This is a genomic window from Micromonospora sp. NPDC049662, assembly GCF_040675055.1.
Taxonomy (GTDB): Bacteria; Actinomycetota; Actinomycetes; order Mycobacteriales; family Micromonosporaceae; genus Micromonospora.
Window position 1 is genome coordinate 167,052 of the sequence record NZ_JBFAOC010000002.1, and the last position, 20,917, is coordinate 187,968.

16 protein-coding genes and 1 pseudogene are annotated in these 20,917 nt (G+C 65.9%); 2 read left to right on the forward strand and 15 right to left on the reverse strand.

Features of this window, described 5'->3' with window-relative positions:
* Positions 1-63: 63 nt before the first annotated feature.
* From AB0J36_RS02580 to AB0J36_RS02635, 12 genes are all read right to left on the reverse strand, one after another.
* Positions 64-741 (reverse strand): SDR family oxidoreductase, encoded by a 678-nt coding sequence (locus tag AB0J36_RS02580; protein WP_357394183.1) that lies wholly within the window; start codon positions 739-741, stop codon positions 64-66.
* A complete protein-coding gene (locus AB0J36_RS02585; protein WP_357394181.1) occupies positions 738-1,742 on the reverse strand; it encodes a S66 peptidase family protein in 1,005 nt (334 codons plus the stop codon). The genes AB0J36_RS02580 and AB0J36_RS02585 overlap by 4 nt, the downstream gene beginning before the upstream one ends.
* Positions 1,739-2,467: a class I SAM-dependent methyltransferase gene (locus AB0J36_RS02590; RefSeq protein ID WP_357394179.1), complete on the reverse strand. Its 729-nt coding sequence runs from the start codon at positions 2,465-2,467 to the stop codon at positions 1,739-1,741. Before AB0J36_RS02590 ends, AB0J36_RS02585 begins: the two co-directional genes overlap by 4 nt.
* Positions 2,468-2,486: 19 nt before the next feature.
* Entirely contained in the window at positions 2,487-3,329 is an 843-nt protein-coding gene (locus tag AB0J36_RS02595) for a methyltransferase domain-containing protein (RefSeq protein WP_357124284.1), read from the reverse strand.
* A gap of 473 nt (positions 3,330-3,802) precedes the next feature.
* Positions 3,803-5,071 carry an ATP-grasp domain-containing protein gene (locus AB0J36_RS02600; RefSeq protein WP_357124287.1) on the reverse strand — a complete coding sequence of 423 codons (1,269 nt, stop codon included), beginning with the start codon at positions 5,069-5,071 and terminating at the stop codon, positions 3,803-3,805.
* An 8-nt stretch (positions 5,072-5,079) separates the two neighbouring features.
* Positions 5,080-6,993, reverse strand: a complete 1,914-nt coding sequence (locus tag AB0J36_RS02605) for a hypothetical protein (RefSeq protein WP_357171921.1) — start codon at positions 6,991-6,993, stop codon at positions 5,080-5,082.
* On the reverse strand, positions 6,990-8,285 hold the full coding sequence (locus AB0J36_RS02610) for an MFS transporter (protein ID WP_357171920.1): 1,296 nt from the start codon (positions 8,283-8,285) through the stop codon (positions 6,990-6,992). Before AB0J36_RS02610 ends, AB0J36_RS02605 begins: the two co-directional genes overlap by 4 nt.
* Positions 8,282-9,496 (reverse strand): cytochrome P450, encoded by a 1,215-nt coding sequence (locus AB0J36_RS02615; protein ID WP_357124297.1) that lies wholly within the window; start codon positions 9,494-9,496, stop codon positions 8,282-8,284. The genes AB0J36_RS02610 and AB0J36_RS02615 overlap by 4 nt, the downstream gene beginning before the upstream one ends.
* The gene (locus AB0J36_RS02620; protein ID WP_363660054.1) at positions 9,493-11,295 is read right to left on the reverse strand and encodes a non-ribosomal peptide synthetase; all 1,803 of its coding nucleotides are present in this window, start codon (positions 11,293-11,295) and stop codon (positions 9,493-9,495) included. The genes AB0J36_RS02615 and AB0J36_RS02620 overlap by 4 nt, the downstream gene beginning before the upstream one ends.
* A 209-nt stretch (positions 11,296-11,504) precedes the next feature.
* Positions 11,505-12,743 (reverse strand): ATP-grasp domain-containing protein, encoded by a 1,239-nt coding sequence (locus tag AB0J36_RS02625; RefSeq protein WP_357394175.1) that lies wholly within the window; start codon positions 12,741-12,743, stop codon positions 11,505-11,507.
* A 119-nt stretch (positions 12,744-12,862) separates the two neighbouring features.
* Positions 12,863-13,882: an asparagine synthetase A gene (locus tag AB0J36_RS02630; RefSeq protein WP_357394173.1), complete on the reverse strand. Its 1,020-nt coding sequence runs from the start codon at positions 13,880-13,882 to the stop codon at positions 12,863-12,865.
* Positions 13,883-14,376: 494 nt separating this feature from the next.
* The gene (locus AB0J36_RS02635; protein ID WP_357394172.1) at positions 14,377-15,357 is read right to left on the reverse strand and encodes a TauD/TfdA family dioxygenase; all 981 of its coding nucleotides are present in this window, start codon (positions 15,355-15,357) and stop codon (positions 14,377-14,379) included.
* 1,531 nt (positions 15,358-16,888) lie between these two features.
* On the opposite strand from AB0J36_RS02635, the gene AB0J36_RS02640 reads away from it, so the two are divergent.
* Complete coding sequence (locus tag AB0J36_RS02640) at positions 16,889-17,944, forward strand: hypothetical protein (RefSeq protein WP_357394170.1); 1,056 nt, start codon at positions 16,889-16,891, stop codon at positions 17,942-17,944.
* 62 nt (positions 17,945-18,006) lie between these two features.
* Here AB0J36_RS02640 and AB0J36_RS02645 read toward each other — a convergent pair.
* The 3 genes and pseudogenes from AB0J36_RS02645 to AB0J36_RS02655 form a co-directional block, all read right to left on the reverse strand.
* Positions 18,007-18,305: pseudogene (locus tag AB0J36_RS02645) on the reverse strand (DDE-type integrase/transposase/recombinase); the annotation flags it as partial.
* Positions 18,254-18,529 carry a hypothetical protein gene (locus AB0J36_RS02650; protein WP_357394168.1) on the reverse strand — a complete coding sequence of 92 codons (276 nt, stop codon included), beginning with the start codon at positions 18,527-18,529 and terminating at the stop codon, positions 18,254-18,256. The gene AB0J36_RS02650 and the pseudogene AB0J36_RS02645, both read right to left, overlap by 52 nt.
* A 176-nt stretch (positions 18,530-18,705) precedes the next feature.
* Entirely contained in the window at positions 18,706-19,362 is a 657-nt protein-coding gene (locus AB0J36_RS02655) for a hypothetical protein (protein ID WP_357394166.1), read from the reverse strand.
* A 531-nt stretch (positions 19,363-19,893) separates the two neighbouring features.
* On the opposite strand from AB0J36_RS02655, the gene AB0J36_RS02660 reads away from it, so the two are divergent.
* A complete protein-coding gene (locus AB0J36_RS02660; RefSeq protein WP_357394164.1) occupies positions 19,894-20,538 on the forward strand; it encodes a hypothetical protein in 645 nt (214 codons plus the stop codon).
* Positions 20,539-20,917: the final 379 nt, after the last annotated feature.

The window sequence follows — 20,917 nt, forward strand, 5'->3', positions numbered from 1 at the left end:
GATTTCCGGACTGGAATTCGTGCGGCTCAAGGATCAGCCCGCGGGCGACGTCGACCCATCTCGTCATCGAGGTCTGGGGAGCTCGATGACCGCGCCCGACAGATGGTGAAACTCCGGCGTTGTCAGCGCGACGATCGTCCGGGCGACATCCCCCACGTCCAGGGCGGTCGCGGGATCTCGGCCAGGGAATGCGGTGCGGAACATGTCGGTGTCCATCGCCCCAGGACTGACGTAGTTCAATCGGATCCCGTCTGGTTCCAGCTCCATGGCCAGGCATTGCGTGAGGAACCCCGTTGCGGCCTTCGCCGTTCCGTACCCGTAGCCGTGCGGCCGTGGGCGGCTGCCCATCCGTGACAGGACCACAATCACGTGGCCGCGAGCGGCGGCCAGCTGCGGACGGAACTGCCGGACCAGTCGATAGGTCCCGACCACGTGCTCGTCGAGCATCGTGAGAAACGTGGTTGGCTCCAGCTCGGTCATGCCACCCAGCGACGCGCTCCCGGCACTGATCACGAGGAGATCCAACGTCCTGCCACGCGACGCCTGGGCGTGGGCGAGACGCGCCACCGAGCTGTCGTCACGGAGATCGAGCGGCTCGTAGTCGCGAGCACGACCGTCCGCGGATTCGAGGTCCGCCCGTGAACGGCCGGTGCGCAGAACGGACCAACCTGCCTGCTCCAGCTGCTCGGCCACCTCCCGGCCGAGTCCGCGCCGGCCGCCCACGACGAGCGCGGAACTCATCGCAGCTCCTCGCCGGGTCGGGGTGCCAGCACGAGTTCCCGCGCGTCCGCGTCCAGCGATGCCTGATGGCCGATCGGCAGGGTCAGCATCGGATCGGTGTGCCCGATGTCGACGTTGAGGACGACCGGCATCCCGCTGCCGCCGTGTCGGCGGACCATCGCCTTCTCGATCTCGGCGGAGAGCTCGGGCGGTGCACGGAAGGTGCGGCCGACGACCACGCCGGCGAGGTCGTCGAGCGCGCCGGCCTGTTCCAGATGATCCAGCGAGCGCTCGATGGGGCCGAGCGACGTGTTACAGGTCTCCCAGAACAGGATCGCACCGTTCAGACTCGGGAAATAGGCGGTGCCGAGCAGTGCCTCGAGGGTCTCGAGGTTGCCGCCGATCAGCGGCCCGGACGCGCTCCCGGCGCCAAGCCAACGCTGCTCCGGCCCGGACGTCTTCGTGCGGGGCCGGACATCGTCCTGATCCCACTGGAGGAATTCATCCGTCCACGCGGGCACGTGCGGAAGAGGGCCCGCCCAGGCCCCGGAGAGGAACCGCAGCAGTTCCTGTTCCGAAACGGGTTGCGGCGCCGGGAATTCCGCCAACTCCGGCAGCAGGGTCGGCCCATGCAACGAGACAACTCCGGCCCGGCTGAGGATCCCCAGGTGAAGAGCCGTTATGTCGCTGTAGCCGACGAGGAACTTCGGGTCTCGACGCAGCGCGTCGAAATCCAGCATCGGTAGGAGGGCGTTGCTGTTGTAGCCACCGATGCTGGCGATGATCGCGCGCACGGAGGAATCAATGAGCAGAGCGTTGAGCTCTTCCGCGCGTTGCGCCGGGGATCGAGGCTCTGACCTGGCTGCTCCTTCAGGCACACGAACCTCGAACCCCGACGCACGGAGAAAGGCGACACCACGACGAAACCGCGCAGGGGTTGGTGGCGGTTGGCTCGACGGAGAAGCGATGGCAACCGTGTCACCGGGCCGCAGTGGCGAAGGGTAGAGCAGCTTCTGGGTCATTCCTTGACCAGAACGAGGCAGCGTCGCATGGTGTCCGGCGTCACGGCGTTGTCGGTGTAGTCGTCGAGATCCTCCAGAACCCGAAATCCCGACTCCGCACAGGCTGTCTCGAGTTCGTCCTCGGTGAACCACCGTTGCCGGTGATACTCGGTCGCCCGGCTGAAGCTCGCGCCATCGCCGCGCGTGAACAAGGTGATCAGGAACTCGATGCTCCGGGTCGCCGAGTCGTAACGATTGCGCCAGACATAGGCGAAATCATCGAGATCGTCGCCGAAGTGCGAGGAGCCGAAAACCTGCTCGATCTTCCGCTGGGTGTTCACGTCGAAGATGAAGACACCCCCGGGTCGCAGGGCGGTAGCCACGCCGCGAAGCAGCTCGGCGAGCGCGCCGTCCGAAGCCATGTAGTTGACGCTGTCGAACGTGCACAACGCGGCGTCGTACGTGCCGCCGAGATCGGCGGACGGGAGGGTACGCAGTAGGTAGTCCGCCCCCTCGCCGTCGATCGCACGGGCCTGCGCGAGCATCTCCTCGGACCCGTCGATCCCCGTGACGTCGAAGCCTCGCCCGCGAAGCAGCCGCGTCAGGCGTCCGGTGCCGCAGCACAGGTCCACGACGCGCCGGGCGTCGTGCTGCTTCAGCCGTCGCTCCACGAAGTCGGCCCACCGGTCGTACGGGTTCTCGGCCGTCCAGCGGTCGTAGATGGGAGCCAGTTGCGCGTACGGCATCTCGACACCGGCCCCTACGTCAGTCATCGGCGGGCTTCCGGACGTGGACCATCAGGTTGACCCCGCGGTCGGCCCACTCCGGGCGTTCCGACGCCTTCAGCTCCGCCGCCAGCGCCGCGTTGAAGAACTCCTGGTCCTGAAGCGCGTTCGACACGAAGCCGAGCTTCTCGTACGGGTAGCCGAAGTCCTCGGGGCCCGGGTAGGTGAGCAGCGGGACACCGTACACGCGGGGAACCTCGAAGCCGGCCCTTTCGCCGAGCTCCCGCAGGTCGGACGCGGAGTACACGCGCAGCGGCGGAACGTGCTCGGCCCAGCGCACGATCTGGTCGTTCAGGAGGGTGTCGAGTTCCTCCGGGGTGACGCCGTCCCGGCTCAGCTTGGAGTGCAGCGCGTTGGAGAGCGAGTGGGACATGAACATGCCCTGGGCGCCCGGCTTGAGCACGCGTGCCAGGGTGTCGAAGGCCGCCGCCGGCTGGTCCAGGAAGCTGAGTACCCCGTAGGTCGAGATGGCGGCGTCGAACGACTCGTCCGCCAGCATGGGAGCGTCCTCGAGGTCGCACAGCACCACGGTGACGCGTTCGCCGAAGGGCGACTTGGCGACGTTCTGGAGCGCTTCCTCGACCATCTTCTCCGACTTGTCGGCGACGGTGACGTCCACGTCGAAGTGCTCGGCGGCCCAGAGCGCCCAACGGGCGGTGCCACCTCCGGCGTCGAGGATGTGCTGACCGGCCTGGATGCCCAGATGTTTGTCCATGAGCGCACGCACCAGCGCGTCGGAGAAGGCCCAGAAAGGTGCCTCGTAGAATCCTTGCACATTGGGGGCGTAGGGCTCGAAGAACTTTTCGAACTGCTCAGTACTCATGAGTGACATAGCTACGCGGCCTCACTGGTCGAGAGTAAAAGGGCATTGATCAACGAAGAATGCGCATAGTCGCGGATGCTTGAGACAAATGTTTGGTTCGGTCATTACCGGGCATCTCGGCGCGTAGGAACTCGTTGCGTCACCTCGGTGGGGTTGGAGCGGCTGTTCTCGATATCTAGGAAACCTACCGGACGACAGTGACGTGCGACAAGGGGCTTCTGATCAATTGATCGACGGTTTCTTCAGGGTCTTGGGCAGCCAAGTGCACGCCCGCTGAACTCGGTGTTTCGCACCCGGTTCGGTGGCTGATCATTGGCTGGTATGCCTTTTGTGCGTGGGGTAGGAGTGCGGTCGTGGCATGAAGTGCGGAGTGCGTCAGAAAGCGGATTCAACCCCGTCTGACAGCCCGTGCCGACACGTTGTTCGGGATCACCGTCACCTTGCTGGGCATTGGCGGAAAAATCGGCAGACGGTCATCCGGCGGCGGTGTGCTCCGGAAGCGGACTGACCGTGTAGACCAGGGCGTCGCGCACTGCGGCAGCGCGAGCCCGCAGGGTCGCCACGTCCGGTGCGGCCAGGAGAAAGTGAGCGAAGAAGTTCTCCTGGTCGATCGACTCGGCCCGGTAGGGGGAGAGGACGAGACCGTCGACGACGCCCGGCAGGCCCAGCAGGTCGGCCACCGCACTGTGGCACGTGACGATTCCTGCCTCGTCCGCCTGGATCGGAAGCGCGCCCCACAGCTGGGCCTCGACCGGATGAGGTTGTCGAGCGGGCTCCCTCGGCTTGCGCTCGTCGGGGTGGAAGAGCGCCATGTCGATCAGGGTGTCGATCGGGTTCAGCCCGGTGAGTTGCGTGACGGCGTGCAGGTTCACGCCGCCGCCCACGCGCGGGTTGATCTCGATCAGCTCCGCGACGCCGCCGGCGGCCCGGCCCTCGACGTGGAACCAGGCCTCGTCGACACCGATGGCCGCGCAGAGCTGCGACACCCGGTCGGCCAGGCGCCGGGCGGCCTCGTCGACCCCGTCGGACGTGGGCGGGGAGACGAGTAGCCCGGTGTCGTGAAAGCGCTGCCCGACGTGCGCGTCCTTCTCGAAGATGACCACCGGGGTGAACCGGGAACCGGTCACCGGACCGTCCATCGAGAACTCGGTGCCGGGGACGAACTCCTCAAGGATCATCTCGCAGTCCGCGCCGAAATCGTGGGCCGCTTCGAGCAGGAAGGCAGTCGCCTCCGCACGGTCGTGCAGCAGCCGTACGCTCCGGGACGCGCCGCTGCGTTGCGACGGTTTGCCGATTACCGGGAAGCCCGGCACGTCGTCGAGTGGGAACGACGCGGCCGGCCCGGCCGTGAACCGCAGGTCGGAGAGGCCGTGCTCACGCATCGCCGACCTGACCTTCGCCTTGCTGAGAAGTGTGGCCAGACCGGGCGAAGCCCCATGCACGCCGAAGTGCTCCACGAGGTGGATCTGCCACGGGATCAGGGCTTCGACGAGATTGATGAGGGCAACCGGCGCCGGGGCCAGGGCAGCCACCTTGGCGGCAAGCTGAGACTCCGAGTCGTGCGCCCAATCGACCAGGACGTGGCCGTCGCACAGTCCTCGGTTGAGGTCGTCGGGCTCGTTGGACACGAGTACGGGCGAGTACGCCCGCTCCCGGAGGGCGTGCACGATGTAGCGCACTCCGCCGGCGTTCAGCTCGGAAAGGATTAGGACCTGCGGTTGGACTTGGCGGGGGACACTCATCTTCGGTCTCACCGTTCCTCGGGAACGATCGCGAACGCTCGCCCGCCGAGGTGGACGGCGCCGGACGCGATCACGATTACGCGACAGAAATGCTGGTGATAGGGGAAGGCGTCGTTGTTGACGTGCATCTGCGCCGACAGCAGGACATCGTCGGTGCTCCCGGGCGTCACCCGTACCTCACCGGGGTCCGGAACGTCGACGCCCTGGAAGTACTGCCCGTGCAGGAACCAGCCGACGGTGAGTCGGTCGGTCCTCCAGCCGTCGGCGCCCGGAAGCAGTCGAACCGTCCCGCGAACGTCCTCCCCGCGATGCCAGACCTCGGGTATGTCGATCAGCGGCACCTGTAGCTGAGGATCGGCGGGGGCGTCCCACACGTGGCTGCATCGATGGCAGAACGCGGCCGTGCGGGAGGTCCAGGGTCGGTCCGGGCTGGTGCCGACCAGCTCCTCGACGGTGGCGTCGCAGTAGGGGCACGGCGTCCGCGACGCGTGGGTCCGGGTGGCCAACACGGGCTCCCAGATGCTGTCGAACCCGGAGTAGGTGGCCGATGTGTAGTCGATGAGTTCGGCGGCCGCCGCCATCTGTGCCCGGGCCAGAAGGTCCGGGTCGGGTACGGACCGGGCTTCCAACTCGGCCACGCAGGTTTCGAGGGCCGTCGAGTTCAGGCCGAGATCGAGCAGGCTCCGCAGCAGCTGTTGCGGGGTCGCTGCCGTGCCGTAACCGGATGTCGGGGCTGTCGTAGCGGGCGCGACGTCGGGATCGGCCGAGCGTGCGGCGTCGGCCTCCCAACGCCTCAAGGTGGCCTCGTCGGCCGGTGCGACTCCACCGGCCACCAACCACGGGAACCCGAGCAGGGCGAAGTAGGGCAGTTCCGTCCCGGTCTCCCTCGCCCTGCCGTTGAGGGCTGCGACCACCTCACCCAGCGGGACTCCCGCGTCGCACAGACGGTGGAACGTCTCGGTGGCCCAGTCCGTCGTGTGGGAGGGGAACATGGGGCCGATGGCCGCCGCGGCGTAGCCGGAGCTGAGCGCGTTGGTCAGGAGGAACTGACGGGGCGCCCGGCCGCTGTGCGGGCGCCAGCTGAGGCAGGAGTTGGTGAAGACGACCTCGGCTCGGACCGATCTCGCCTCGATCACGTCGTCCAGGCTCACTCCGGGCAGGAAGCACGTGCCCTCGAACGCGCAGTGCGGAGCCCCACCACCCGTACCGAGCTCGAGCCACTGTCGGCGGGACTCGTGATCGCTGCCGCACAGGACGGTGTCGTTGAGCAGTACCGCGTGCTCCCGCCCGGACGACGTGATCGACAGGAAGGTCGCGCTGCCGGCGACGACTGCCTGGTGGACCGATTCGCGGGTGACCTGCGCCCCGCTGAGGACCAAGGCGCCGGCGCTCAGCAGCGGACCATTGGGGAAGGGGCTCAGGAACACGTGTTTCCGAGAGGCCGGTTCACGATGCCCCGACGCCAGGTTCTTCAGGATCAGCCAGGAAAGCTGGTCCAGGTCGCCCGCCGTCAGGAACCCGAGCCGGGGTACCCGCCCGCCCGGCCGGTCCCGGTACGCGTTGACCCGATCGACGACGGCGAGGGCGTCATCGACGGACACCTCGTCGGCGAGGGCGATGACGAGTACGTGGGCGGCCTGATCGTCGAGGACGAGATGCTCGCCGAGGCCGCCGGCCGGCAGCGCGATGACCGTTCCACCGAAGCGGGCCGCCAGCGCCTCGGCGACGCGGGCGACAGGCGAAGCTGAGACGCACACGACGCGAAGGTCGGCGACCGGTCGGGACCTGTCCGGCGTTCCCAGCGACGTGACGTCGACCGGTGCACTCCTGCTCCGCAGCACCGGGAACGAGTCGGGGTCCGCGAGCTCGCGCACGTACGTGTCGAGGTCGTGGTGTTGCGAGAGCATGCTGGTCTGTGTCATCGGGCGACCGGCCTTTCATGCTGCGGGGCGGCCGGGTCACTCACGTCGGGCCGTTCGCGGAGACGTCGCGAGGCTTCCTCTCCTCGGAACACCGGCACGGCACAGACGGTCGCGGCGAGCAGCGCCACCGCGACGGCGGATATGACCACGACGAGGAGCGGGCTCGTGGCGGCAGCCACCGGAACGGCCAGCAGCAGGCCGAGAGGCCGGCAACCGTACGAGACGAACCCGTCGAGCGCCGACACCCGCCCCAGCATCTTGCCGGGCACGCGCTGCTGAACGGTGGTGCCCCAGAGGGTGTTGAAGATCGCGAGAGCTACGCCGTAGACGAACATGCCGGCCAGGGTGATCGGCAGGGGGGCACCCGTCGCGAGCAGGATCAGGCCGGGCGCGACCCCGAGCGCGGTCGCCGTGTACGCGGCCAGCAGCGGGCGCTTCGGAACGAAGCGGGTGGAGGCGAATCCGCCGGCCAACATCCCGAGCGAGCTCGCGAGTAGCAGCGCGGACCAGCCGGCGACGCCGTCGTAGTGCTTGATCGCCAGGAGCGGGCCCAGCACCGGCAGCATGCCGAGCACGAGCATCTGGAACATTCCGGCGTTGGCGAGCCCGGCGGTCAGCCATGGCGTCCGTGCCACCTCTCTGACCCCGGTCACAAAGTCGGCGGCCCAGGAGCTGTCCGACTGGGCGACAGTTGCCGGGATCCCACGGATGCGCGTCAGGAGCAGGGCACTGGTGAGGAACGTCAGGGCATCGGCCAGTAACGCGACACCGGGCGAGGTCACGGACACCAGGAGGCCCGCCAGTGGGAACCCGAGGATGCCGACCGACGTGAAGGTCATGGACAGACCGGCGTTGGCGGTCTGCAGGTCGCGGCCGGTGGCGAGTCCGGCCAGGATCTTGCTCGTCGCCGGTATGTAGAGCGCCGCGGCTGCCCCGTTGACCGCGAACAACGCCACGAGCTGCCACGCCGAGGGGTTGCCGAAGACGATCAACATGCCGATCGAGGCCTGGGTTCCGAAGGCCACGAGATCCGCGGCGATCATGAGCGGCCGAGGCGGGAAGCGGTCGACCGCGACGCTGCCGAGCAGCAGCACCGCCACCTGGGCGATCGTGCGCGCGGCGAGGACGAGCCCGGTGAGGAATCCACTCTTGTCCAGCGCGAGCATCGCGAACGGAATTGCCACGAGGGCGAGGACATCGCCGAAGCCGCTGACGCCCTGGGAGGTCAGCAGGAGGCGGAACTCGCGCTTCAGCCCCGGACGGCTCGGGGTCTGCTCCATCTCGTCGGTCACTTGACCCGCACCGGGAGGGAGGTGAAGCCGCGGATGAAGTTGGACTGCAGTCGCACGGGCTCACCGTCCGGGATCAGTCGCACGTCCTTCAGCGCTGCGACCGCGTGAAGGAGCGTTTCGAGCTCGACCAGCGCCGGCGTCGCCCCTACGCAGCGGTGAATGCCGACGCCGAAGGCCAGGTGGTTCGTTGCCTTTCGGTCGAGGCGTAGTTCCAAGGGATTCTCGAATTCTGAAGGATCACGGTTGGCGGAGTAGATCCAGAGCAGCACGGTCTGCCCGGCCTTGATCGTCGTGCCGTGCATCGTCCTGTCACTGGTGGCCACCCGCTTGACGTAGGCGGCGACGGAGGTGAGCCGCAGCATCTCCGTGAGTGCGTTGGGCACCAGATCGGGGTTCTCGACCAGCGCGGTGTACGACCACGGCTCCTGCATCATGAGCAGCAACGACCCGGACGCCGTGTGGGCGGACGTCTCATTGCCACCGAAGACGAGATTGACGAGGTTGTAGATCACCTCGTCGCGGGTGAGCGTGCCGGTGCGTTCGGCGGCGAGGAAGTGGCTGAGGGCGTCGTCACGGGGCTGCGTGGCGTGTCGTTCCTCGAGAATTTCGTCGAGGAACCCGAGCAGCTCTATCTGTGCCACGGCCCGTCGGGTCTCCTCGGGCACGGAGAGGTCGGACAGCGTCTCGTCCCGGTAGCCGACCACGGCGTCGGTGAGGTCGACGACGTGATTGGCGGCGGACTCGTCGATGCCGAGCAGCGTCATCAGCGCGGCGACCGGAAGTTGACGCGAGATGGAACGCGCGAAGTCGCCACCGCCGTCGGCCAGGAGGATGCCGAGTTCGCGATCGAGCAGGGCCTGGAGCTGCTGGCGGATTCGCTGCGCCATCGCGGGGCCGAGAGCTCCGAGGAACACCCGGCGGAAGTTCCGATGCTCAGGCAGGTCGCTCGCGACGAGCATCTTGCTCCTGGCGGAGTCCTGGTCCGAGTGGAAGGAGCTGCCCATGATGGCCCCGCTCAGCGAGCTCAGCCAGTCATGGTCGCGGTAGCAGGCGGAGACGTCCGCGTAGCGGGAGAGGTTCCAGAAACCCTCTTCCGACCCACCGTCATTCCAGTAGACAGGCTGCTCTTTCCGCAGCTGCGCGAACATCGCTTCGGGGGCGTTGGTGCGAAAGAGATTTGCGTCGCGCAGGTCGGGAAAGGACTGCGTCATCGCGTGGCCCGCTCATCGATCAGTTCGGACAGCGCGGTGAGCGTCTTCTCCTGGAGTAGATCCTTGAAGCCGAGGTCGACCGAGAGCTCCGCTTTGATCATCTTGTTCAGGCGGAACAGCAGGATCGAGTTGCCGCCGAGCCGGAAGAAGTCGTCATCGAGACCCACGGGGGAGACCCGCAGGAGCGTGCTCCACATGGCCCCGACCCGCTTCTGCGTCTCGGTGACAGGGGGAGTGAAGGCCGACAGGCGTGCGCTCTCGGCGAGAGCGAGCATGCGCATCTCACTCACGTCGCGCTTGCCGTGGTCGGTGGAAGGGAGTCGATCCACGGTGACCAACGAGTGCGGAACCAGGTGCGCGGGGAGCCGCGACTCGGCGAACTCCCGCAGTTCGGCGACGCTCGCCCCCGAGCGCAGTACGACGATGGCGACCAGGGACGGCTCCACCGACTGCCGTTCCACGATCAGCACAGCGTCGTCGACGGACTCGTGATCGAGCAGAACACGCTCGATCTCGATCGGGTCCACCCGGTGCCCGCTGACCTTGACCATCCGATCGCGCCGGCCCACGAACTCGAGCCAGTCATCGTGCTGCACGAGGATGTCTCCGGAGCGGTACGTCGCCACCTCGGCGTCCCCGATCACGGCCGTCCCGAAGACGGCAGCGTTCTCAACCGGGCTGTCCTGGTAGCCCAGGCTCACGCCGGGCCCGGCGATGACTGCCTCGCCGGGCGTGCCGGGAGGCACGGGGCGACCCGCCTCGTCCACCAGTTCGATGGAGCAGCCGTCCAGGGTGCGACCCAGGGGGATGCTCGGCTCGTCCGCATCAGCCGGGCGGACGGCGTGGATCGTGCACGCGGTGGTGATCTCGGCGGGGCCGTACAGGTTGTACAACGTCCCAGCGAAGCCTCCGTCGTACAGCTTGCGCACCGCGGAGACGGCGAGCACGTCCCCACCGACACCCAGCACGCGCACTCCGCTGAACGCCCGGGGATCCGCCTCGATGATGTGGTTGAACGCCATCGTCGGCACCAGAAGAGCGGTGATCCTTCGCGAGGTCAGCTGCCGCTCGATGCCGGTGGCGAGCATCTGGGGAATGTGCGGCAGCGTAACCAGCGTCGCGCCGGTCGCCAAAGCACGCCAGATCTCGTAGTGAAAGGCGTCGAAGGACAGGCTGGAGATCTGGCCCATGCAGTCGTCGGTGCCCAGGTCGGGCAGCGCGTCGTTCAGGGCGAACCAGGTCAGGCCCGAATGCCCGAGCACGATGGCCTTGGGCTGACCTGTCGATCCGGAGGTGAAGACCAGGCCGGCCGCGTCCGACGGCGACGGCGGGGTGAGGTCGTCGACCGCCCCGGACGCCGCCGGGAGGTCGCCGGCATCGAGTACGAGAAGTTTCGCGTCGCCGTCGACGCGGTGGACGAACGAACTCGACACCATGACGAGGGCCACCCCGGCCCGGGAGAACATCTCCTTGCGACGTTGGTCGGGGTCCCGTGGGTCTGCGCACACGTAGACGCCTCGGGCCTTGAGGACGGCGAGGAGTGCGACCGGAACGATGGCCGAACGCTCGAGAAGCAGACCGATACGATCGCCCGGCTCGGCGCCGGCCTCCACGAGGGCCAGCGCGAGGTCGGTCGAGAGCCGGTCGAGCTCGCGGTAGGTGAAATCCATCTGGTCGTCTCGGCACGCGCTGTGGTCGGGATAGGCAGCGGCGGTCGCGGACACGAGCTCGACAAGGGTCTGCGGTGACGGCGGTGGCGCTGTGTCAACGGCCGGGCGTGTCGATCTGTGGTCTACCACGGGCGCTCCCTCGTTTCGATCTCAGGAATGTCTGGTTGAAAGGCGATGTGATCGGTGCTGTTGGGCTGCCAGTCCGGGGGAATCCAGCCGGAGTACTGCGGCGCCTCGGTCGCCTCGCCGAAATCCGTCAAGGTCGGATTGGCGTCGGCCTGCAGCCTCTGAGATCTCCTTGGCGACGTCGGCCTCTTCTGGCTCTCGCTCCGGGCCGGTCATGCCGTCGCGATCCGGATCGTCGTGCGCGACGCCTGAAGGATCCGCAGTACGTCGTCGTGGGTTGCCGCAGCGCCGAGCAGGAGGACGGTCTCGCCAAAGGTCCCCATGCCGACCGACACGACATCTCCCGGATGTTTGAGCACCCGGATCGATTCGACTCCGGGGTGCCGCGCCATCTCCTCGATCCCCCGGATGCCGGCGATGGTCCCCTCCAACTCGGGATAGAGGGAGATGTGATAGCTGACGGAGTCGGAGCCGATCGATGCCAGTTCGTTCCGCGCCTCGTCGGAGCGGCCCAGCGCGATGGCGTACCCGGCCCGGACGAGCGCTCCGGGACTGCGCTGACAGAGCAGGCTGTCGACGAGCCCGCCCAGCCGGCCGTTGACCTCGATGATGACGGGGCCATCGGGCGTGAGCTTGAGTTCGGTGTGGCAGAGACCGTTCTCCACACCGAGGGCTTCGATCGCCTTCGTCGCCTCGGCGTACGCGTCGGCCCTGACGACATCGGGCAGATTGTCCGGGAAGACCATGCCCGTCTCCCGGAACGGGGGCGTGATGGGGAACCGCCCGGAGACGCCCACGTGCGTCGGCGAGCCGTCGATCACGGCCGACTCGACGGAGATGTAGTCGCCCCACTCCGCTCCGGCGACCGTGGTGTCACCCTGGAGGATCGACTCCAGGATGAAGGCCTCACCGGGCAGCCCCTGGGCGGCCAGACTGTCGAGGAGCGGACGCAGTGAGCCCGGGTCCGCGACCCGATAGGTGTGCCGGCTGCCGTAGCCGGCCCTCGGCTTGATGATGGCCGGGAACCCGATGCTGTCGAGTCCTGGCGACGAGACGCCGTCGACCGGGACAAGAAAATCGGGACCACGCGCGCCCTTTGCGCGCAGGCGTGAGCGCTGCAGGAACTTGTCCCGCAGGAGCCGCGCGGCCGACGTCCCGACCGAAGGGAGCGACAGCGCCTCGGCCAGCTGGGCCGCCGGAGCGATGCCGGGGTCCGCGAACGACACGACGCCGTCCGGCTGGCCGATCACATCCAGCAAGGCGAGCGGGTCACCCGGGGTGAACTCGTGAACCAGAGCGATCTCGTGTAGCAGGTCGAGATGAGCCGCGACCTCGTCGGAGCCCTTCGGCACCGCGAACGACAGCTCCGCCGTACCCTCGGCGTTCGACAGGAGCTCGAGAGGCGATGCGGATCCGCCGTCGAAGACGACCACCAGATGAGGAAGCTTCACTGCGCCATCCACTCTGGAGTCCGTGCGCGTGCTCGATCGCCGGCCGACCCGGAAGTGTTCAGCGTGGCCACGGCGGCACCTCGATTCATCCTCGATGGTGGTTGGTCGGCTGGGGACAGTCAGGGGAGGATGGCAACGCCGTTCTCACGGACGAATACCTGGAAGTCGCGGATGTCCGTCTGCTGGGTGACCCACATGAGCAGTCGTTCGACCCCGAGGCCGAAGCCGCTGGTCAGCATCGGCGCGGTGTCCTTCATCGCGACATACCACCCGTACTCGGTCTCAGGTACCTCGTGCAGGCGCAGCGCCGCCCGTACCGATTCGCCGTCGACGTGGCGCTCACCGGCACCGACGACTTCGCCGGGGCCGAAGAGCAGATCGCCGTTGAGCGCGTGTCCCTCGCCGTCGTTCGCCTGGTAGAACGGCACGGAGCGCTCGTCGAAATGGGTGATCCAGACGAACTCGCCACACAGTTCCATGAGCTTGCGCTCGCCGGCGCGGGTGAGCCCCCGGAAGCCAAGGTCCGGATCGGTTTTGACCAGTTCCGGGTCGCCGTCGAGCATGTCGATCGCCTGATCGAGGGTGAGACTGCGGAAAGGCGTTGGATCATCGAGACGGGCGAAGTGGTCCAGAGATCCGCTGGCCCTCGCGATATCCGGGCCGCACTCGCTGCGAAGGCGCAGGAGGATGTGCCGAATGTATTCCTCGACGAGAACCTGAGTGTCGGCGAGGGTTCCGGGAATCTCGGCCTCGCTGTGGAAGAACTGGCACAGGTGGGTCGAGTCGGATGCCTCCCCCCGGAAGGACGGCATCATGTAATAGGCACCCGCCTCGCTGAGGCGGCAGAGGTATTCGAGCCCGAACTGCATGGAATCGGCGAGGTACGTACGCACGTCGAACATCGACACCGACACGGGGGTCGAATCGCTACCCAGACCCATCGGTGACGAGATCGACCCGGTCGTGACCGGGAGGTGACCGAAACGGACTCCGCGCGCACTCCAGAATTCAACCGTGGCTGAGGTGATGCAGTCCTGGAGTTTGACGACGAGGCGGTACCATTCGCCTTGGAGCGCCTTGAGGTAATGGGTCTCCGAGTCCTCCCAGGTGCGGGGAGGGGTGATGTTTTCGTCGGTCATGTCAGATTCTCCCGGACTGCGGGCGCCGGAGCCCCTGCGGAAGCTGGGGCTTGCAGATTGCAAGCACCTTGGTCATATTCTCGAAGGTCACCAAAATCTCCATCCTTCGGTGGTTTCGGGAATTGCGGCGACGTCGTCGTCGCACTGGCCGGACTGTACGGTGGTACACCTCCTGCCAATCTTCGGCAGGAACGCTATGAAAACGTCTGGGCAGACCTGGGCGCCGGATCACCGGCCGCTGATAAGGCAGGCTCGGCCCACCAGGTGGGCGGCACGGTCCAATTCGCGCCGACCCGCCAAGGCGAGTTGGCCGATGCCACTTCCTGCGCGATCTTGTCGGCGACTTCGCGTGAGCGGCTCGACGGCCCTTGGATCAACCTGAGATGAGACCGGGCCCTTGCGTTGACGGGCCCGGCAGCCTCAGCCTGAGGGCGTCGGTGGGTGAAGCCATCCCCGGAGGGTGCGGCGACATTGGACAGCGCACCGACCGTGCGTCACTCCTGGTGCTTGATCCACAACCGCAGGAGATGGCGCCGCTCTTCGAGGTTGGGGCTGTCGACGAAGCCTGTCCGGCCGTGGAAGATCGACGTGTTGTCGAGGAGGAACAGGTCCCCCGCCTGAAGTCTCAGTTCCGTCGTGAGCCCGGCGTCCTCGATCACCTTGGGGAGGCCGCGGATCAGTTCCTGATCCTCCGCCGTTACGGACCCGGGGTGGAAGTCTCGCCCACGGTCGAGCGCCCCGATGCTGAAGCGAGCCACCAGTTTGCCGGAATAGCTTCTGAAGACGGAGTCTTCGACGAACGGGCCGTCTTTCAGGGCTGCCGTCGGCCGGCCGCCCCACCACCTCTTCTCGCACAGAATGCGGAGATAATCGGGGCGGTTAGCTGCCAGCCATTCGTAGACGGCGGGTGCGCTGGCAAGTACCGACCTGCCGCCGTCTGGCGCCTGCTTCATGCAGAGCAGCCCGAGGATGCCAATGTCCGGCCGACCGCCGGGCACCTCGCCTTCCTGGGCGCTGGCATTGTCCGTGTGCATGGGCTGCGCTTCGACAGAGAGGCTTGGCGCGGGTGCGGGCTCAGCGTCACTACGAACGGTGGCCAAGACCTTCGCGGTCATCGCTTGCGAGATCGTGCCAATGGCCCCGTCTCGGGCCGTGGGCTGTTCGAAAACCGGGCCCAACAATGGACTGACGGTTTTGATGACGCCCGCGTCGATGTCCTCGATTCCGGAAATCGGCCATCCTCGGAGAACGGCAAAACCACGTCCCGAGAGCACCCGTTCGTCTGCGACCCCGAGTAGGAAGCTTCCAACGCGCTGCAGCTTGTCTTCCGGAACACGCGCCGCGTCGACGCCGTGAGCTTCGACCTCTTTCTGAATGTCGAGCAGATCATCGACAATTGCAGAGGGTACGGATACAAGCCAGTCGTCTTCTTCGATACTTTGCTGATCCCATACGCGCGAACGCGGATAGGTCACCCCGCTTAGCATTCAGGTCTCCTATGGCATCCTTGCTGCCGTGGCTGGCGGCGTCCATATCAACCGACCTGATCCCCCGTCGGCTGGCACCATCATAGACAGACGAGCCGCCGGATGAAAGAGGAACTTCGAAGTAAGGGGAGGCTTACCTTAGTAATTTCATGCCCGAAGCAGATTATATCCGGCGGTGACGCCAATATCAACGCCGGTCAACTTCGCCACATTTCCAGCCGAATGTTGACCCCCCTCGTATCGTGGGTTCGAGTCGAAAATGAACGTCATTAAACCGGCTGATGATCGGGATGCCGTCGAACCGCGCTACCGCCGGCCGGTGGGTGCTGGACCCGGGGACGCGACATCGTGATCTTCGATGGTGTGCGCGGTGCGCTCTCCCGGTGGGTGCCAGCCCAGGCCAACCCATGCCAATGCGGGGTCGCGTGGCCGACCGCCGGTCGCAAACCGGGGTCGTGTGCTCGCGCTGTGGTCTGGGCTGGGAGAACGGCCCTCCGGGAACGCGGGTGCACGTGGGCCGCTCCCAGCCACCCCGGGTGAACCCCAGATCGCTAGACTAGGCGCTCGCGGCCCCGTAGCTCAGGGGATAGAGCATCGGTTTCCTAAGACGATGTTATATCTGCGCCCGCACGGCTGATTACCTGCGGTTTCCTGGTTATCGCCTCTTGTGGCCTGGTCGCATACGGGTTTGCTGTGCTCGCTTGCGTGAGATCTGCGGCCTGACCGTCGCTTGGCTGATGCGGTAGGTGATGTGCCGGAATCATGCTTATGCCGGATTCGCGACGCCGAGAGCCAGAACAAGCGCTGTGGAAGGGCTTCGCATTGCTTCCGTGCGCCGTCGGGCAGCCCGCGGTCGGGTCTTGACAGCCGGCCTCAACCGAAGGCTGGCGGCTCGAGTCTCCCGACCGGATGCTTGGGATGATCTTCGATGTGAGCATGCTTAATGCCCAGCACGGTTGGCGTAGGCTCAGGGGTCGATAGCCATACTGCGGCCGGCCCTCGCCATAGACGCCGTTCCGCTGTCGAGTCGATGAGGCGGGTGGACCACGTGCAGGCTTTGTACTCGGTGGCTGTGCGGGTCGAAGGTGACGCACGAAGCGCCTTCGACGCTTTGCAGCAGAAGGTGGGTAGCTGGGCACTCGCCGGCGAACCTGAGCCTGACGGCTTATTCACTGGCCACGGGTCTGCCGTTATGAGTGGGCGAGAAATCCGCTGGGAAACACTGTTCGTCGACCGCTCGCCGCATCGTCTCTGGACGCTAGAAGTCTGTAGCCCCCTCGGCGAGGGGGGTGAGGCGGAGTTCGTTTGTGCTGTGTCAGTCGCCCAGGCGGCCGACTCCACTGGTATGCGTGTCGAGCTTGGTCGGCGCTCTCGGGTGGCTCGGCTTGCCCCCGTCCACCTCGACTTCTTGGACCGCCCACGTCTAATCCCAATCGTTCTCGACACCTTGCCATGCTGCTATGGGGACGAGCGAGTCCGAGCGACACCAGTGCGAGCGCGGGCCGGCGATGTTCGAGCGGTGATCGAGCTGTTGTTACAGCCGTCGCGGCGGCTACCTGTCGTTGTGGTTAGTAGTACTAACGACGGCAGCCCTGAGGCCCGGTTCGCTACGGTTCTTGCCAGCCGCCTGGCTGGCTTGGCTCACGTCGTGCTGCTGGATACATGGTTGGCTCTCGACTCGCTGAACGCACAGCACCTGTCCCGTGTGCCTCTGCGCGGAGCCCGGCTGTTTTGGCCCTCGGCCGCGGGGGCGGCACGTGACCCGTGGTGGACATCGCTGTCACTTAAGGACGCGCGCGACGTAAGCGATCGGATCTTCGGAATGCTGTCGCGGCTGTCGGTCGTCGCGAATCCACGCGATCATCTAGCCGAGGCGGTGCGCGCAGCCGAACGGATGTCAGTTCGGGAGGAGACCCAACGCAGGATCCAGGCCGCTGCGGCCAGCGGTGATCTTCAGCGGCTGATCGATGAGCTCAAGTCACAAGTCAAGGAGGAGCAAGAGTGGTCCGCCGCCCTCGTAGACATCAATGCCGAGCTGGAACGCGAAAACCGCGACCTCCGCACGTACAAAGAAAACTTCGAGGCCCTTACCCGCTGGTCTGAGGCGACGTCCACAGAGATGGAACCGGCACTCGAAGAGCTGCAGGTTTCGCCCGATTTCCGCGAGCTTTGGCCAGCGCTCGAGACAGAGTCGGACGGAGCGCTAGTATTCACCGAGTCGGCCAAGGAATCCTGGATCGACTCCGGGTATCCATATCCGGACCGGATGCGTAAAGCCCTGGAAGCATTGGCAAGAGCAGCCCTTTCATGGCGCGCTGCCGGCGGACGCCTTGGTAAAAGTATGGTGACATGGATGACCGAGGAGTTCGGGCTCACCTATGCACCGGACGACGAGGGTATGCGCCGACGCAAGATCGATACGTTCACGTTCGGCGAGCGGACGTTGTCACGACTGCCACACGTCAAGATTGATGACTACGTACAACCCGACCGAGTTGGACGTATCTACTTTGCTATTGACGAGTCGGCAAACCGCTGGATTGTCGACCACGTCGGCATCAAACTCGGCCTGTGACAACCAGCGTTGCGGCCATTGGGTCTGCTGCGTCGGCAGGTGACCGGTGTAGTCACGCGGCCCGAGCTGGCCGGTGGGTGCATGATGGTCGCGAATTCAACGGGGGTCAACCGGGACAGTGACCGCTGGCGTCTTGCGGCGGTGGTAGGTCGGTTCGATCCAGGTCACGATCGCGATCCGGAGGTTAAGGGCTCGGACGAATTTCCTGGACCGGAATTGAGATCCGCAGTCGGTGTGCAGAATGCAGCCGGCCAGGTCACCGCGTCTGGCGGCGGCGTTTGTTCAGTGCGGCGACGGTCAGGCGGGACTTCATCCGCGAGTCGCTGGAGTAGCCGACGATCCGGTGGGACCAGACGTACCGACGAAGGTTCCCGCCCCCACGTCGAGCGGTAGCTTTGCACCGGTGAGGGCCGTGAAGCGTTCGACGTCGTCGCTGCGGATTTCGAAGACGGCGGCGCCGTCGAGCGTGGCCATCGAGGGCTTCAGGGCTCCGTGAGCGGGGTCCGCGGGATCAGCGGCGTCCGGATCCCACGGCAGGGCCCGGTTCCATCGCTTGCCCCCTTTGAGGGTGGCGGTGTCACTCACGCTGATGCCTTTCCCTGGCCGTCGGCATCAACGGCCATGGCGGGGTGGAGTGGGGGGTTGCCTTCCCCGCCGCGCATCGGGCGGCCGGGATCCGGCAGAGATGAGACGACAGCTTGATCATCGGAGAGGCTCAACTCCGATAGGACTACGGCTTGTGCCCGGACCGGCTGGGATTTTCACCACGAGACCGGCGGGGACTCCAAGCCGTCTGCCGTGACCCAGTGGTTAGGCCCGTCGGCGGAGTAGCACTGCCGCTCGGTGGAGGCCCAGCCGGACTCGTCGGTGATCAGCGAGAACGAGTAGAAGCCCTCCGGCGACACAGAGTCGTGACAGGTCAGAGCGACCTGCGAGTTTGCGGGGAAGTCGGACAGCGTGATGGCGTAGCGGAAGCCGTGCGGGGCGGCCGGTCCCGGCTCCAGCCAGATTTTGGGGCCGTCCGGTTGATATTGGAAGAGGGGGCCGTCGCAGGGCGGAGTGCTGGTTTGGCCAGCCACCAGTTCCGACCAGACGTAGCCAGACCATCCGATCTTCGGCCCCTCCGCGACGGTTACCCAGAACCAGCGGGGCGAGGTGCGCTCATAGGGTGCGACACCATCGCGCCAGCAGCGCATCATCACGTGGGTGTCGTTGGGGAGCCAGCCAACGATTCCGCAGCCGTTCGTGGTGTCGTTGGGGTTGGGGAGGTTCGGACACGTCCGAAGGTTGGCCCCACCCGAGTCGGGAGAGCTGATGACGCTGCGCTGGTCGCTCGGTGCCGCTGCAGAGACGCCGGGAACGACCAAAACAGCGATGAGGCCAAGGGCCGTCAGCGCGACGGGTCTGATGGCTCGCACTCTTCCTCCTCAAGGAACGATAACCGACGACTGGTGGCGACCTCGGGCCCCGATTTGGGCGTCGGGTAAGGATTGACGATCTTAATATTCGTGTCGCCGTGCGCCGTCGGCCGGGTTGGCTGAAGTGTGAGTGCATCAAGCCGCCAGATCAATGTCAAAACCCCTGAAAGGTAATGATGTGACTTAGTTCACGAGTGCGTTTGTAAATCGTAGCGACCGATTTGGTCGATACGTCAGCAACTTCGCCAGGCGCGATACATGAATCAGATTTTCGTTCGAACTGACTGGCGACGCTGTGGCACACTGCCTCCGGAGTTTCCTTGGGGCCGCGAACAGAGTTCCCGGGTGGCGGCGCGGCGCGTTTGCTGATCTTGTTCCTCTATACGTTGAAGGCCGTCGGGGGAGGTCGAAACCGGTTCTGTGCCGGCGTGGGGTGCATTCCGGTTCGTAAGACAAGCAATCAATACTCCGGCTCGATGTGGGGAGCATGTGTCCGTCGACGATCTTGGTGAGTTTGAAGGGAGACCGGTGGTGACCAGCAACAAGCGTTCTTTTCTGCAGCGCACATCGATCGCGTTTCTGTTCGCCGCTGTAGGTGCGGTATCCGGGATCGCGCAACTGGTTGGCGGGTTCATCGCCGGCAGGATGCTGATTGTCTGGTCCGCTGCCATCACCCTGGCGCTGGTCGGTGTTGCTGTCGGAATCGACGAGCTCTGGATGCGGCAGCACCTGCAGCGCGTATTTGCCCGGAGAGCCGTTTTGATCACAACCACCGCCGCAGTGGCCCTCAGTATCGGTGTAGGCGCTGGCTACTTGATCGCTGCATATCCTGATGGAAGAAAGTCTTACTCTTCGTCCGGGCAAACCCCGTCGCCCAAGCCCTCCGAAGGCGGCGACGGGGTAGTGGAAATCGCCGGCAACCGACTTGGGTCCCCCGTATTCGGCGACAATGCGGGGCGTGCGGCTCCAGCGGGTGTTCCGAGGATCCCAGCCGGAACCCACGTCACGGTGATCTGTAAGGCCGAAGACCTTACTGGAATGGCAAGCGTCACCTACCTGTACAAGATCGGTACCGCCCCGTGGACCAACCTGTACTCGCCTTCGGATACCTTCCGCAACGGTGACCCCCCAGAGGGTGGTACCACCGCGTTTAACCCTGCCGTACCCGACTGCTGATGGCGTGGTGGGATCCCGCCGTCGATGGGATCTATCGGCGACATGGATGACTACCGATGATGGAGAACTCCTAGTCGAAGTTGAAGACTGAGTTCGCCGAGCGCACGAGCTGGCGGACGCGCGACGGGGTTGAGAAATGTGATGTGGAAAGCTCCTCCCCGCCCAACGCTAGTTTGGCTACCTCAGCCCGGCGTCCGCATCGCGGCGTGAGCTAGCCACTCGAAGCCTGCGGAGGGTTGCCGCCGACCACACTCCTGCCAGCCGGCGCCTCCGAAAAGGAGACCAGGCAGCATGTCGTGATCTTGGATGATGTGCGCGTTGTGTGCTCTCCAGCGGATGCCAACGGGGGTCAACCGGTGCCAACGCGAGCCAATGCGGC